General features: G+C 41.7%; 22 protein-coding genes. 12 read left to right on the forward strand and 10 right to left on the reverse strand.

Annotation, left to right across the window (positions count from 1 at the left end; translation table 11 throughout):
• The first annotated feature begins 9 nt into the window (after positions 1-9).
• The 6 genes from HDEF_RS04750 (at position 10) to HDEF_RS04765 (ending at position 2,833) form a co-directional block, all read left to right on the forward strand.
• A complete protein-coding gene (locus HDEF_RS04750) occupies positions 10-246 on the forward strand; it encodes an antiterminator Q family protein (protein WP_268802495.1) in 237 nt (78 codons plus the stop codon).
• Positions 247-413: 167 nt separating this feature from the next.
• Positions 414-758: a phage holin family protein gene (locus tag HDEF_RS04755; protein WP_048901584.1), complete on the forward strand. Its 345-nt coding sequence runs from the start codon at positions 414-416 to the stop codon at positions 756-758.
• On the forward strand, positions 755-913 hold the full coding sequence (locus HDEF_RS11395) for a glycoside hydrolase family protein (protein ID WP_193432926.1): 159 nt from the start codon (positions 755-757) through the stop codon (positions 911-913). Before HDEF_RS04755 ends, HDEF_RS11395 begins: the two co-directional genes overlap by 4 nt.
• 84 nt (positions 914-997) lie before the next feature.
• Positions 998-2,080 (forward strand): DNA-methyltransferase, encoded by a 1,083-nt coding sequence (locus HDEF_RS04760; RefSeq protein ID WP_015873506.1) that lies wholly within the window; start codon positions 998-1,000, stop codon positions 2,078-2,080.
• A gap of 70 nt (positions 2,081-2,150) precedes the next feature.
• Positions 2,151-2,339, forward strand: a complete 189-nt coding sequence (locus tag HDEF_RS11400) for a phage holin family protein (RefSeq protein ID WP_015873507.1) — start codon at positions 2,151-2,153, stop codon at positions 2,337-2,339.
• Positions 2,336-2,833, forward strand: a complete 498-nt coding sequence (locus HDEF_RS04765; RefSeq protein WP_015873508.1) for a lysozyme — start codon at positions 2,336-2,338, stop codon at positions 2,831-2,833. Before HDEF_RS11400 ends, HDEF_RS04765 begins: the two co-directional genes overlap by 4 nt.
• A 118-nt stretch (positions 2,834-2,951) precedes the next feature.
• On the opposite strand, the gene HDEF_RS04770 is transcribed toward HDEF_RS04765, so the two are convergent.
• Entirely contained in the window at positions 2,952-3,815 is an 864-nt protein-coding gene (locus HDEF_RS04770) for a hypothetical protein (RefSeq protein ID WP_015873509.1), read from the reverse strand.
• Between the two features lie 89 nt (positions 3,816-3,904).
• Here HDEF_RS04770 and HDEF_RS13870 point away from each other — a divergent pair, with 89 nt between their 5' ends.
• The 3 genes from HDEF_RS13870 to HDEF_RS04780 are packed head-to-tail and all read left to right on the forward strand — an operon-like array spanning position 3,905 to position 4,906.
• Positions 3,905-4,078, forward strand: coding sequence for a hypothetical protein (locus tag HDEF_RS13870; protein WP_015873510.1), 174 nt, complete (start codon positions 3,905-3,907; stop codon positions 4,076-4,078).
• Positions 4,079-4,110: 32 nt separating this feature from the next.
• Complete coding sequence (locus HDEF_RS04775; RefSeq protein ID WP_015873511.1) at positions 4,111-4,581, forward strand: lysis system i-spanin subunit Rz; 471 nt, start codon at positions 4,111-4,113, stop codon at positions 4,579-4,581.
• A complete protein-coding gene (locus tag HDEF_RS04780; protein ID WP_015873512.1) occupies positions 4,562-4,906 on the forward strand; it encodes an HNH endonuclease in 345 nt (114 codons plus the stop codon). The genes HDEF_RS04775 and HDEF_RS04780 overlap by 20 nt, the downstream gene beginning before the upstream one ends.
• 1 nt (position 4,907) lies before the next feature.
• Here HDEF_RS04780 and HDEF_RS04785 read toward each other — a convergent pair whose 3' ends face one another.
• Positions 4,908-5,231 carry a helix-turn-helix domain-containing transcriptional regulator gene (locus tag HDEF_RS04785; protein ID WP_015873514.1) on the reverse strand — a complete coding sequence of 108 codons (324 nt, stop codon included), beginning with the start codon at positions 5,229-5,231 and terminating at the stop codon, positions 4,908-4,910.
• 3 nt (positions 5,232-5,234) lie between these two features.
• A complete protein-coding gene (locus tag HDEF_RS04790; protein ID WP_015873515.1) occupies positions 5,235-5,561 on the reverse strand; it encodes a type II toxin-antitoxin system RelE/ParE family toxin in 327 nt (108 codons plus the stop codon).
• A gap of 265 nt (positions 5,562-5,826) precedes the next feature.
• Here HDEF_RS04790 and HDEF_RS12455 point away from each other — a divergent pair, with 265 nt between their 5' ends.
• A complete protein-coding gene (locus HDEF_RS12455) occupies positions 5,827-6,393 on the forward strand; it encodes a phage terminase small subunit P27 family (protein WP_234809466.1) in 567 nt (188 codons plus the stop codon).
• A gap of 30 nt (positions 6,394-6,423) precedes the next feature.
• Here HDEF_RS12455 and HDEF_RS04805 read toward each other — a convergent pair whose 3' ends face one another.
• From HDEF_RS04805 to bla, 5 genes are all read right to left on the reverse strand, one after another.
• Positions 6,424-6,828, reverse strand: coding sequence for a transposase (locus HDEF_RS04805; RefSeq protein WP_158530960.1), 405 nt, complete (start codon positions 6,826-6,828; stop codon positions 6,424-6,426).
• 17 nt (positions 6,829-6,845) lie between these two features.
• The gene (locus HDEF_RS04810; RefSeq protein WP_012737981.1) at positions 6,846-7,211 is read right to left on the reverse strand and encodes a transposase; all 366 of its coding nucleotides are present in this window, start codon (positions 7,209-7,211) and stop codon (positions 6,846-6,848) included.
• Between the two features lie 80 nt (positions 7,212-7,291).
• Positions 7,292-7,420, reverse strand: coding sequence for a transposase (locus HDEF_RS13760; protein ID WP_242465858.1), 129 nt, complete (start codon positions 7,418-7,420; stop codon positions 7,292-7,294).
• A gap of 210 nt (positions 7,421-7,630) precedes the next feature.
• Positions 7,631-7,984, reverse strand: a complete 354-nt coding sequence (locus HDEF_RS11415; protein ID WP_048901559.1) for an IS630 transposase-related protein — start codon at positions 7,982-7,984, stop codon at positions 7,631-7,633.
• Between the two features lie 162 nt (positions 7,985-8,146).
• A complete protein-coding gene (gene bla / locus HDEF_RS04820; RefSeq protein ID WP_015873518.1) occupies positions 8,147-9,007 on the reverse strand; it encodes a class A beta-lactamase in 861 nt (286 codons plus the stop codon).
• A 1,053-nt stretch (positions 9,008-10,060) separates the two neighbouring features.
• Between bla and HDEF_RS13875 the strand changes: the two genes are divergently transcribed.
• Entirely contained in the window at positions 10,061-10,222 is a 162-nt protein-coding gene (locus tag HDEF_RS13875) for a hypothetical protein (protein WP_015873521.1), read from the forward strand.
• 56 nt (positions 10,223-10,278) lie between these two features.
• Positions 10,279-10,605 (forward strand): heavy metal-binding domain-containing protein, encoded by a 327-nt coding sequence (locus HDEF_RS04825; RefSeq protein ID WP_015873522.1) that lies wholly within the window; start codon positions 10,279-10,281, stop codon positions 10,603-10,605.
• A 218-nt stretch (positions 10,606-10,823) separates the two neighbouring features.
• Here the strand turns inward: HDEF_RS04825 and HDEF_RS12015 are convergent, their stop codons facing one another.
• Positions 10,824-11,027 (reverse strand): hypothetical protein, encoded by a 204-nt coding sequence (locus HDEF_RS12015; protein WP_095034118.1) that lies wholly within the window; start codon positions 11,025-11,027, stop codon positions 10,824-10,826.
• 882 nt (positions 11,028-11,909) lie between these two features.
• Positions 11,910-13,022, reverse strand: a complete 1,113-nt coding sequence (locus tag HDEF_RS10925) for a pentapeptide repeat-containing protein (protein WP_171770472.1) — start codon at positions 13,020-13,022, stop codon at positions 11,910-11,912.
• Positions 13,023-13,483 lie beyond the last annotated feature (461 nt).

A 13,483-nucleotide genomic window follows, 5' to 3' on the forward strand; every position in this document is an offset into this window, starting at 1 on the left:
CTTAGCTATATCCGGCCGATGTTATCGGACAGTGAAGCAGAAAAGGTAGACCGTGCGGTCGCGAGGCTCAAACATTTTGATTCATTGGGCTATGAGATTGTCGTCGCCTGTTATCGAGGCAAGGCCTCTTGTCGGGCGATAGGGCGGCATTTAGGGCGAAAACATGATTATGTGTCGGCACTGTTGTCTCGTTCTGAAGCCTATATCGCGGGGATGATGGCGACATTTGTGGAGACAGCAGGATAAAAAAAGTACTTGACTGGCGGGCCAGTGGGCCACATAATTGCCCCATACTACGGTAGTTACAAACAGAACACAGAGCCCCCACTTCGGTGGGGGCTTTTTGCATTTTAAAATCCCCCCGTCTGGCGAAATGAACACACGATTCTTCGATGTCACCCTGCTCTCCCCCTATGACCATGCCTGAAAAAGAGCCTGGATTCTGGGTTGCGTTGCTGGCCTGGATTCGGGGTCATCAAGCCGACTTTGGCTACGCCAGCCTCGCCGCCCTGTTTTCGTTGTTACGCAATACTTGCGAAAAGCATCCTTGGAGTCGCCGACTGCTCGATGCCCTGTCGTGCAGTACGCTGGCGTTTTTTAGCCAACCCCTCCTGATGATGGTCGAAGGCCTGTTTCACGGCACCCTGCCGGCCTCCGCCCCTCAGGTGCTGGCCATTTACATTGGTTATGTGGGCACGGATTACCTTCGAGCCCGACTGCAATCCTGGACTGAGCGAAAAAATGGAGAGTCACGATGAACATCAGTCCTGAGGGTATTGAGCAGATAAAAGCGTTTGAGTCGTTGAGGCTGAAAGCCTATCTCTGCCCTGGCGGCAGATGGACGATTGGCTACGGGCATACGAAAGGCGTGAAGGCAGGTGACACAAGGCGGCAAGTGTGTTGTTGTAATTGATGAATATTGTTAAATCGTCGCTGTCTGAAAAAATCATTAATACACCAACAAGCTCAATCACATTTAAAATCCAAGGTCATAACGATGACTTTTTCAAACCAGCCGATATTGGTTAACGGCGACGCTTTGCCATACGTTAAAACACTTCCTGATGATTCTATCGACCTGATATTGACTGACCCGCCATACTACCGTGTTAAATCCTGTGCATGGGAAAGGCAGTGGAAAACAACCGGGCAATATCTGGCGTGGCTAAATGATTACCTCGTTGAATTCCAGCGGATATTAAAGCCAAACGGCAGTCTCTACCTGTTTTGTAGCGCAGAATTGGCCGCAGATACCGAAATTATGCCAAGAAATCACATGAGGATGTTAAATCACATTATTTGGGCTAAACCCTATGGTCGTGGGACTGGATGCTCAAAAGAATGGCTACGCTCATATTTTTCAAGCACCGAGCGAATATTGTTTGCAGAGCAGTACGGGGCAGAGGGTACAGCAAAAAATAAGGATGGCTATAAATGTGCTGAGTTAAAAAGCGAAGTGTTTGCTTCGCTGATTGACTATTTCATCACCGCAAAAAATCAACTCAATATCACGGGCAAAGAAATTGAACAGTATATGGGAAGCTATATGCATCGGCATTGGTTCTCGTATTCTCAGTGGCAGTTACCGAACAAAACACAGTATGAACGTTTGCAAGAATTCTTTTCGCAAAAAGCCGCAGAGAAAAAATCAGCGTCGTCTCTCTCCAAAAATCACCATCCACTGAGTTTCACGCACGACGAACTTCAGCGTGATTACGGTGAACTGATGAAAAGCCATGACGAACTTAAACGACAGTATGAAAACTTGCGCCGACCTTTTTCTGTCACCAAAGATGTGCCGTATACCGATGTGTGGAATTTTCCACCCGTACTGTACTATCCCGGTAAACATCCTTGTGAAAAACCCGCAGCCTTGCTTGAGCACATTATTAACGCCAGTAGCAAGCCGAAACATACTGTAGCAGATTTCTTTATGGGTTCCGGTTCGACGGTGAAAGCCGCAATTCAATCAGGTCGGCAAGCTATCGGCGTGGAGTTAGAAACAGATAGATTTTTGCAGACTAAAAAAGAAATAGAAAATCTTATTCCTCAAATCAATTACCAAGGTATGATTTTTTGACAAAGTGCTACCTTTCCCTCAGAAGAAACATACCCCATCATTCAAACACTCGAAATAAATAAACCTATCCATGAATAACATTGAAAAATACACAACGGGTACTGCCTATGGTGCGAGCGCGACGACGTTTCTATGCGGGGCGCTATCGCTTAGTGAATGGGCGCTGGTTACCGGGATTATCTGTTCATTACTGACCGTTGGGCTGAACTGGTACTACCGGCACAAGGAATACCGTTTCCGAACGAGAAACCCATCATGAATAATCAACTTAAAAAACGCCTTCTGGTGGCAACGGCAGGCGGTGTATTAGCACTTGCTGCTGTCCTGGTACAATGGCATGAAGGTAAGCGCTATAAGCCCTATCGTGATGGGGGCGGTGTGCTCACTGTTTGTCACGGTCATACGGGTAAGGACGTTACGCCAGAGGAAATCTATAGCGAAGAAGAGTGTAGCGAGTTGATGAGGCGGGATTTGCAGATAGCACGTTCCGTAGTTGAACATTATGTCACTTTCCCGCTATCCGATTTACAGAAAGCCGCCTTGACTTCATTTGTTTACAACATCGGCAGTGGGGCGTTTGAGCGCTCAACGCTGCTGAAAAAGCTGAACGTCGGAGATTTGAGCGGAGCCTGTGATGAGATGCGCCGCTGGAAATATGACGAAGGAAAAGTATCAAAAGGATTGATTAACCGTAGGGCCATAGAGCGCGAACTTTGTTTAAAGCCAGATTTACTCACCAGTCCGACTCAATGAGCCTTGGCATCGTGCTGGGCTTTTTTTCGCCTGCGCCCCGCTGCGCAAATCACACGTCGAAATATAAGGATTGTTATACAAAATTAACAAATAAAATAACATCTTAGCGTTAGTTTGATTAATCAATTCCTGGGTGAGATACTTTTATTTCACGAATATAATAATTTCCTTTATTATCAATATCTATATTCGCTTTCATACTCAAACAGGGATATTTAGCGTCCGGAAGACTTTGCTTATAAATATCAAATCTTTCATTTAAATGATTCTGTATTAGATTCAGTTCAACTTTAACTACATCATCTTTTTTTGTTGATATAGAGATACTTTGCAATTCGGGTGTTCCCACGAAGGACATTCCGTAACCAAGTTCGTGGATCCCATTTTTTATGGCTATAACCCCAGTTTGAGACGCTATCACATCCAGTGATTTTTTTTGCGCTTTTGGCATATTAACAGTAATTTTTTCAAGTTCTAATTCAGTTAAAAATCCATGTTTGTAAAGTTTAGAATTTAATGTATAAGTGAATCTAGTGGCATCTTTCTTTAATTGTTCTAAATTGAAGTCCCCACGATTCATGACACCGTCAAGACTATGGCTAACAGCACTTGTTATATCAATACTTTTCCCTGTAGTTGACAAATTTTCTATTGATAAAATATCGGTAATTAATAAATTAACCGTAAATAAATTATCATTAACTTCTGTTATCTTATAAGTGAATTTGTCTTTATAAGCCGGTGATACCATATCTCTCAATTGATTAAAACATTCTATTTTTCTGTCTGGATTATCATTATGGATAACATCAAACAATGCTTTCTTGGCTTCTTCTTTTCGTGTTCCACAAAACCAATCTGTAATTTTACCCCAAAGACTCTCTACATCGCTTTTGTTGGTAGCACTTTGAATTTTACTGATATCATAATCATTGATAGCTCTATTAAGTAGAGCTCCTTCAAGCCTTATTTCTGTAGCCATACAATTCTCTCCTTTTTATTATTTATGCAAGACAAGACATAAATTAATAGAATAATCACAACACCAGATCACGATTTTTATAGCAACAAATGATACTCAAAATATTTCAAGAGGATGACGCCACGTGGATATTCATTTTTGCCCTGTATGTGGCCCCTTTTGCAGAGGCTGACTTTGCCTCGGTGAGCCGTCAGGAATGCTCATCAAAAGCGCGTGGCGAAAAAGCGAAAGCCATATTTGAGTTAAATTTTGAAACAGCCTAGGCTATTAGCAGTATAGCGTATTGTGTAGAAAAATGACCTGGAAAATTCCTCTCATTATCGCTTTGCTACTGACCTCAATGTCAGGTGTAACCCTGTATTACCGGACACTGTATTACGATGCTGAAAAAGCACGAAAGATTGCTGTATCGGATAGGGAAAAACAACAGGTTGCATTTGAGCAGTTAAGCCATCAAATACAGACCATCTCGGCGCTGGATGACAGACACACGAAGGAATTAGCCGATGTGCAAGCCAAGAATCATCATTTGCGTCGTAAGCTTAATCGCGGTGGTCGGGTGCTCGTCAAAGGTCACTGTCCAGTCAGCACTCCCCGCCCCAGCAGCCTGGGCCATGCAGGAACCATCGAACTCTCTTCAATTGCTGGACGAAACGTTCTCGATATCAGAGCCGGAATCATCAGCGACCAAGCAAAAATAAAATACCTTCAGGATTACATACGGAAGGTTGTTTTGTCGAATCAACATGCCAAACCAAATTCCTAGACCTTTCCGCAAACAGGGTTGTGGCGGAATCACCACTGCCCGTTCCGGCTACTGCGAAACGCATCGCAACGAAGGCTGGGTACAGCACCAACGCGGTAGAACTCGCCAGCAACAGGGCTATGGACGTGCCTGGGAAATCCTTCGAGCCAAAATTCTTAAGCGTGATAACTACCTTTGCCAAACGTGCTTACGCCAAGGTATCGCTACCGAAGCTAAAGCCGTTGACCATATTAAGGCAAAGGCGTTTGGAGGTAAGGATGATGAGACCAATCTGCAATCGATTTGTTATGCTTGCCACCGAGCTAAAACAGCAAAAGAACATTAAATTATATAATTCGTTGAGTTACCGTAGAGGTGGTATGTATAGGTTGAATAGCCAACCGTAGTCCCATAGCACGCAGAATTGCAGTCAAACTACGTACTTCAGGGTTTCCAGATTCTGATAAAGTACGATAAAGTTGGTTTGGATTTAACTCTGCCGATTTAGCTACTTTCCTGACACCACCTAATGCTTCCGCCATTTGACGAAGGACAATTAAAAGTTCGCCTTGTTCTCCATCTTCCAAAATACTATTCAATAGCTCAATAGCATAGTTAGGATCGTTTCGGAAAACCTCTGCCATAGCTGTGTCGTGCGCTCTGTCTCTCATTTCTTAATCTCCTGTCCGTTTTTGCCAGTCATGCCAGTAGGCACATGCTCGGTCAATATCTGCATTTTGTTTGCGCTTATCACCGCCGCAGAGCAGTAGAACGACAGTTATGTTAACTTTAGCGTAATAAACACGATAACCTGGACCTACGTCTATACGGAGCTCCCACACGCCTTCACGCACGGGCTTATGGTCACCGAAATTTCCCAATTCTATACGCATAATACGCCGGTCAATAGCGATCTTGGCTTTTGTGTCGCTAATTTGATCTCGCCACTCGCTAAAGTGATCGCGTTCGCTTTTATCGAGGTAGTGCCTTATCTGGTACATAGTTCATTCTATCGTTTATAAACGATATATGTCAAGTAGAAACATCATGAGAGCAAGGGGAGGGGGAGGTAAAATCATTATAAAACAAGAGGTTAGAGGAGCGTCGGCCTGGGATGACTCACATCGTCGCAGGTTAGAAAACCTTTTTCTTGCCCCATTTTCAGTATAAATCAACATCAATTTTACAGGACTTTCGCTTATGCCAGGACCGCCGAAAGCCCCGTCACAGCTATGTTTAGTGAGGGGAAATCCTTCAAAACGTCCCTTGAATAGAAACGGGCCAAACCCCGAAAAATGGGTACCCTCAACACCCAAGCATTTTAGCAAGCAAGAAAAGTATTGGTTTGAGCGCATAGCAGAAGATCTTAATGCCAGCGATATCCTGACCCATATCGACGGGATGGCACTGGAACTGCTGGTTGGCGTTTATGTTGAGTGGCGACAGCATAGAGACGTTATTAAAAAAGAAGGTCATTTGTACAGGACAGAATCAAAAGACGGCAATGTGATGATCCGCCCTCATCCGCAAGTGGCCATGATGGCGGTGGGATTGTTCATGTGTTCTGTGAATAGTGATGTGTTTCACGCTGGGGTCATTCAGATACTTCTGCCGAGTTTGCCACCCGACTGTGTGGTGGTCATGGATAATGCGACGTTCCACAAACGTTTGGACACTCAAAAAGTGATCGATGACGCGGGTCATATCATTGAATATCTGCCTCCTTACTCGCCTGATCTCAATCCTGTTGAGCATAAATGGGCAGAAGCAAAAAGCAAAAGAAGAGCGGTCAATTGCAGTATCGATGCTTTATTTTCTCATTACATGACGTAACCGAAATTATTTCGTTCAGCTATGGCAGTGTTAACAAAGTAAATTAAAGACCTTAAGACAAGCGATAGCGAAGAAAGAAAAGAAGGTGATATCGAGTTTATCAAAGCGTAAAGCGAGTCTTTTTTGTTCTTTTATGCTGAAGAAGAAACGTTCAATCGCAGAGCGTGTTTTGTATTTTTCTTTATCATTAGGTTGAATGCCGGTGCAAACAGCCCCTTTTCGTCGGGGTATCACAGGGCTCTTTCCACTATCCCGGATTAATTTTCTGACATCAAAAAAGTCAACTCCCTTATCAGCGATGATGTAGCTCACCTTCCTCCCATTTCCCTTTATCCACAGCTCAGTAAAGGCTTTCATATCGGAGCGCTGTCCTTCAGATAGACAGGCACTCCGGAGAAAGCGGCCTGAAAGACCCACGTGAATTTGAGTGCTCACGCCTTTTCGGCCGCGCCCTATCGATTGAGGTCCCTTTTTTTAAGGCTTCCTGAGCCGTGTCGGTGGATGGCGACCGTCGTACTGTCTACCCATGTACAGTCCATTTTGATTTTCTTTTTTTGTTGTAAACGATAAAGCAAGTTCCAGAACAAGCCATTTTCACTCCATCTTTTAAAGCGCATATAAATCGTATGCCAATGACCGTATAAATCAGGTACATCACGCCAAGGGATACCCGTTCTCAATACGTACAAAACAGCTGAAAAAAACTGATAATGACTGATGCTTGCAGGTCTACCTGGACGTTTATCATATTTTATAATATGAGGTTCGATTATTTTTATAAAATCACACTCTTTGAGCGGATAGTGCCTGTTTTTCATTTCTTTATCCCCCTAAAAAACAGAGAATATCTTAACATTAACTTTGTTAACAGTGCCATGGCTAAGCGATTTAATTTTGATTAATTTATATATTCTGAAAAAAAGGTATCGATGTCACACTGAGGTTCTCTTCTTTTGCGGTTAGCTTGAGCCCATTTGTGCTCAATGGGATTGAGATCAGGGGAGTAAGGAGGTAAATATTCAATCAGATACCTACTTTGCTCGTAGCTTTTTGAATGTCTTTTCGCTTATGGAAAGACGCGTTATCCATCACGATGATACCCTGATTAGGAAGAGTCGGCAGGAGGAGCTGTATGTGACCCGAGCATAAAAAACATCACTGTTAATCGAGGAATTAAAGAGGCCGACAGTCATCAAGGTGCATCCCCACTAAGATACCAATGACATTTTTACGGATCTTAGCCTGCCAATCGTGGCACCCAAAACAGCGCTGACCTCGTTGAGAATATCCGTAGAGGCTGGCATGTCGTGGGCAAAGTCTCTTTCATCGAATAAACCAGAGGTTTGACCTGCTTTTGATAACGGGCTATTTTGTCTTGAAACAGGTGCCGTGTCTTTTCGTCTGCCTTGGGGTGACCCCGCATTTTTTTATAGGTCAGACGCCATCTTTTCAATGCCTGACAGATAGATTTCTGGCGAAGCCCAAAACGAGCCGCGCGTTCCCGTTGATAAGCATCGGGGTATTGCCGTTCATCTTTGTCTATCTTACGCCGACGCGGGCAGAGGGTTTTGGCTCTATTCGTCTTAACCAACGAGTCAGGATATCGGTACCCATATGAAACCTCTTTGCGGTTTCTCTGATACTCAGTCCCTCTTGCTCTCAAATACTCAGGATTTTTTTACGTAAATCAAGTGAATAACTCATATTAAATTCATTCTGATTGTTTTTTACACTGTAACTAAAATTAAAGCTTTTAGCTATACCAGTTTTTAATCAATGACGCCCCTATTTCTGCAATCTGCTTATTTCGCTCATCCATAGTCGCCTGAGTCTCCGTTAAGTAAATCACAACGATGCGCGAGGGTTTTCCATCAGCTCCCAGCGCCGCTATAATACCGCGAGAACCGTGATTACCCGCGCCGGTTTTATCGGCGATAAACCAGTTGGCAGGAAGTACCGAACGCAAAAGTGGGCCACCAACTTTGTTCATTACCATCCAGGTCTGTAACTGCTGTCGTGATTTGACGGAAAGTATCTTACCGGTTAATAGGTTGTGTAGCGTCTGTGCCATGATTTTAGGCGTAGTAGTATCACGTTCGTCGCCCGGCAGGGCTTGGTTCAACTCCGTCTCCCAGCGATCGAGGCGGGTAACCTGGTCACCCGTTTTTTGCAAAAACGAAGTAAGTCCCTTAGGTCCTCCAATCGTAGATAGAAGCAGATTGGCCGCAGTGTTATCGCTCACAGTTATGGCGGCACTGCATAGTTCGGCTACGGTCATACCGTCTGCAAGATGTTGTTTAGTCATAGGAGAGTACTTAACCAAATCACTCTGGCGGTACTTTATGCGACGATCGAGCTGCTCTAGCCCGGCGTCAACACGTGATAATACCGCTCCACACAGCAGAACTTTAAACGTGCTCATCATCGGAAAACGTTCTTCAGGGCGATAAGTATTTAGGATCTGACCGTTGGCGAGATCGAGTTCTACATAACCCACTCGCGCATTAAGCTGTCTTTCAGACTCTTTTACTTTATCTATAGTCGCCTGATGTGCCAAAGCTGGCAGGGAAAAGGCAGCAAAAATGGAAATAAGGGTTAAACGAAAAGATTCCATACTGTTTCCTTGGAGACAAAATATTAAAAATAAATCATTAAAAACAAATAGATAATTTTTTTTGATTAAAATAGGCAATAAAATACAATAATAAAATGGAACAAAACGCTACATTTTAAGTGTTATTTAACAATCGCTTAGTCTTTATTATGACCTGTAGTTTTGCTTAAAATAGGGAAAAGATTGTTGTCTTTAATGTTTTTTTGAAAACCCGTTGCTGCATAATTTTGTCAAACAGTCAGGCTTGGCAAACAAAAATAATTTAATTATTCAAAAATTCAGATCACACTGATCAATTTGATTGACGCTTTAAGTTGTTTTTGTAAGATAAGTTTTATTGACGTGAGCAAAATTTTCGATACCCAACCAGTCTTCATCACTTCTGAGCCCTACAAAAAACGTGATCATCAAAATATCTTCCAGTTGGTGCAGTTTGTTGCGGATCTGATGAGGGGAATCTGGGAGATTTGAAAAATACGCGAGGAGATTTGCTAGTATTCAAATAGTCTCTTTAAAATAGGGGCTTCTCTAAACTCTATTCTCATTACATTTTCAAGAGCTTTATGGCTCGATTAATAGAAAAGTAGATATTCATATGCTTTTATCTTCACAGCGTTGTTCGGTTACAGCTTAGGTAGCCTGTTATGTCGATCCTATGACTTTTAGGCATGCCAAACACGGTGAATGAATCTGATATTCGCACAGGCGAGCATGATGAAACTCAAATTTTCGTGCATGAAGTCGGTTTCGACGGTCAAAGGTAAGCTTTTCCTGCCAGTTTTGTTTGTAAAAACCCTGAGAAATAAGACGTCTTTTTCAACCCCCTTCAGCCAGCCTGTGGAGTACTTGTGAATTGAAGACCCCAAAACACATAAAGAGCCAAAAATCTTATGTCAGCTTAATTTTGATGCAGGCCCGACCCACGGCGACCTCTTGCTCAGGTGCGACAAGAAAAATTGCTTGAACTGCTGGAGGTTCAAATTCGTTCGGAGCCGTTGACAGCTGTGGGTTTTTGCCATTTATTTAGTTCATAAATTTTGGATTTTAAATAATATGGATCATTTTCCTGAAACTCATTGCTGGCGTTGGCCTAAATATAAATTCGAACGCCTAAAAAACCTGCAAACAATTCTAGCAAAAAACAGCTGCCTTTTATCCGTTTTTTTGTCTGCGTTTGCTATTTATGCACTGGCAGGTACTATAGCGCGGCATTAAAAGGTTAGTGCTTAATGATGAAAATACACAATTAATAGATGATGGAATTAATAACCATGAAAAATACAACAACACCTACGTTACAGGGATATGATATAAGAGAATATTTAGGGATAGTGACTGGTGAAGCTATTCTTGGAGCTAATATCTTTAAAGATCTTTTTGCTGGTATTAGGGACTTTGTTGGTGGCCGTTCTAACGCTTACGAAAAAGAACTAATAAAAGCAAGAAAAATTGCATTTAACGAAATGAATAGCACAGCAGAATCTCTTGGTGCCAATGCTGTCGTCGGTATTAATATTGACTATGAAGTTGTCGGTACGAGTAACAGCATGCTTATGGTATCGATTTATGGTACTGCTGTAAAAATTTTCAGCTTGTGATTCTTTATAATCAACTCAAAAATTGTTTTTAGATCTTATTATGGGATTTTAATGAACGATAGAAAAGAAGTTAGCACCAATGTTCACGTTTGCCGGCTGTTTAGCGTCTAGTAGCTGTGTCGCATTAACTGCTTTTGGCTAATATGATAATATTGAATAATTTTTATCCTGTGGTGCCCACCTATGTCTCTGACTAGAAAGGCCTTGAAACATTTACATTATCCGACCCTGAGTCTTGTAAACCTGAAAGAATTGAGCGATGAGATATCCATCATCATGGTCAGCATCATTTTTTCATTAACCTCTAAAATTTTAGGCATGATGTTAACGTGGGTACCTGTGATAATTTCTCCTGGCTCAAGTGATTGAACAGGTTCAGAACCCGGGGTGGTGTTATCTGTTCTGACAGAGGTTTTTCGCAAAGTAAGTCGTCTGTTTTCCAATTTGCATACCAGTAGTGAGTAAATTCGTGGTCATATAATAGTAGAGTGTCTTGACATCGGAAACCTTCACTTGCTCAGACAAGGCCTGAAATAAAAATTGAGAACCCGCCAATTGTGCTGCCCTGCCGGTGGCCGTCTGCAAAATTTTAAAGTCGCCATTGGCTAAATTCGATCCGTCATGAAACGCATTCGTCAAATGAAGACCGTGAAAATAAGCCCAGACACAGTCAATGCCTAACTGGTAAAAGGTTTCTGTTGCACGGTGTACATCATTACTTTAAGCAAGACGTGTTTCGACAGCTTCGCATTTTCATCTCTCAGGTAATCACCAATCCTGTTGACCAATTCTGGGACATCCGTGATTACCACGATGCCTGACTTTTGATTGAGACTGATCCCCCACGCTGGGCGTTAACACGCTCTCGGCGGTTTTTTGGATATCGCCATGGAGGTTATTCGCCATTTTTGTTTCTTGAGAGGTACGTGGGCCGGTTTTGTCGCATTAATATAAATTCATCCATGACCAACCACAAAATAAAGTGTTTTCTTAGAAAAAAACCATAATATAGTGTGTTTATAGCAATTTAAAAATCCTTAATGCGACAGAACTACTAGAAATTATAATAATAACTTATAATTATTATCACTAAAATTAAATCGTTGAGGCATAAGTAAAAGCATGAGAACAATATTTTTAATGATCAATAGGATAAAAAGTCAAACTTAAAAAAGTTGCACCCAGAAAAAGCTTTAATTTTATTTTTAGAAAAAGTATTTTTTAATTTCAATAATTTAACTATTTCACTTTGTTAATTGAGCAATTGCTCAGACCTTGCATATGAATTATCTCTCGGTGAGAGATCACCAAAACAAGTGTATTCTATTTGATAAAAGGAGATTAGCTAGCACGGAAAACTTTTTTGATGAAAGCAAATGAGCCAGCTGATATATTTCAAGTGTTGCTTTGCTTTTTTTTGCGACTTTATTTAGCCAGTCCGTGATCTCGTTTTCCAAGTCCGAAATCTCATTTGCCAGTTGCGCAATCTCATTTGCCAAGCTTTGCCTCTCTTTATCAAACCCATGTTCTAAGCCCCAAATCGTATCTAGCAAGCCCGAAAGCACATTTTGATAATCCGCAATCTCATCATGTTCAATATAAGGGGGTTTATTTAACATAGACAATAAAGGTAGAGCGACTGTCGAAACGTCGTTATTCTTTAACGACTCAATTAATTCACCAGCCAATCTTGCTTTTGTTTTATTACAATCAATACTGTCGATGGTCTTCAGAAGACTGCCCCTTTCATTATTCATATTACTGAGGTACTGATTCAATAAATCAACATTCCATTTAGGGGGTATACCCAGAACTAAAATACCCCGAGAATTTTGGGCTTCAGGGGGATTGGAATAACCGAGCCTAATCTCGTTTACATTGACTTTGCCCAGATCTGCTTCAATGAATAGAGGGAGCAAACATTCTTTTAATTTGGCTTCGCTCAGATTAATCCAACCCATCTTAATCGATCTGAGGTCCACATCGGTCAGATCCACTTCGCTTAAATTCGTTTGATGCATTTTGGCGCCATGCAGCTTTGCTCTCGTCATGTTCGAATATCTTAGATCCGTATTCGTCAGATCGACATTTATCAGATTTGCTCCGATCAGATCCAAACCTTTCAGATCGGAACCCGACAAATCCGCATCACACAACTTTGCACACATCAGATTCGAATTTGTTAAGTTAGCACCACACAGCTTCACACCGCTCAAATCCGTATAGCTGAGATTGATACCTTGCAGGTTCATATTCTCTAAGTTGGCTTTACGTAAATTAAGGGGCACTTCCCAATGCCATTCGTGTTTTAATAGTTGTTTTAAGGCACTGTCTTTTTGTTTTTTTAAATTTTCTATCTCGTCAAGGCTGGCGTCATAAGGTAAGGTTTTTTGCAAAATAATGAATTTAAGACTCATCTCTTTACAAGATTTTAAATAAGATTTTAAAAGTCGTTCAATTTTTTTAAATCGATTACTACTATTCTGATTTTCTAAAGATGACTTCATATGTCACTTACCTTGATGAAAACTTTACGATTCTGGCGCATTGAAAAAAATTTATTCTAACCAAACCAGAATATAATGTGATTATAGAGATGTAAAAACGCTTAATGCGACAGAACCATTTAATGTCCCTTACTAAAACAAATTGAACCTTGATATCTGGGCATGAGAAAAATATACTCCAGTGACATCACCCGTGAGCAATTTGAGCAAATACATCCTCTTGCTTGAACAAGCCCGCAAACGAACTGCCCTGCGCAAATAGACCTTTAGTTCAGGGCTGTCCCATTAAAAATCCTGCATTAATATAGAGTCGAGAAATAAAGAGTTGGGTTCCGGTGATGTTTTGTACATCCCAAAGGAATTTCACCATG

Origin of the sequence: Candidatus Hamiltonella defensa 5AT (Acyrthosiphon pisum), from assembly GCF_000021705.1 — a bacterium.
Taxonomy (GTDB): Bacteria; Pseudomonadota; Gammaproteobacteria; order Enterobacterales; family Enterobacteriaceae; genus Hamiltonella; species Hamiltonella defendens.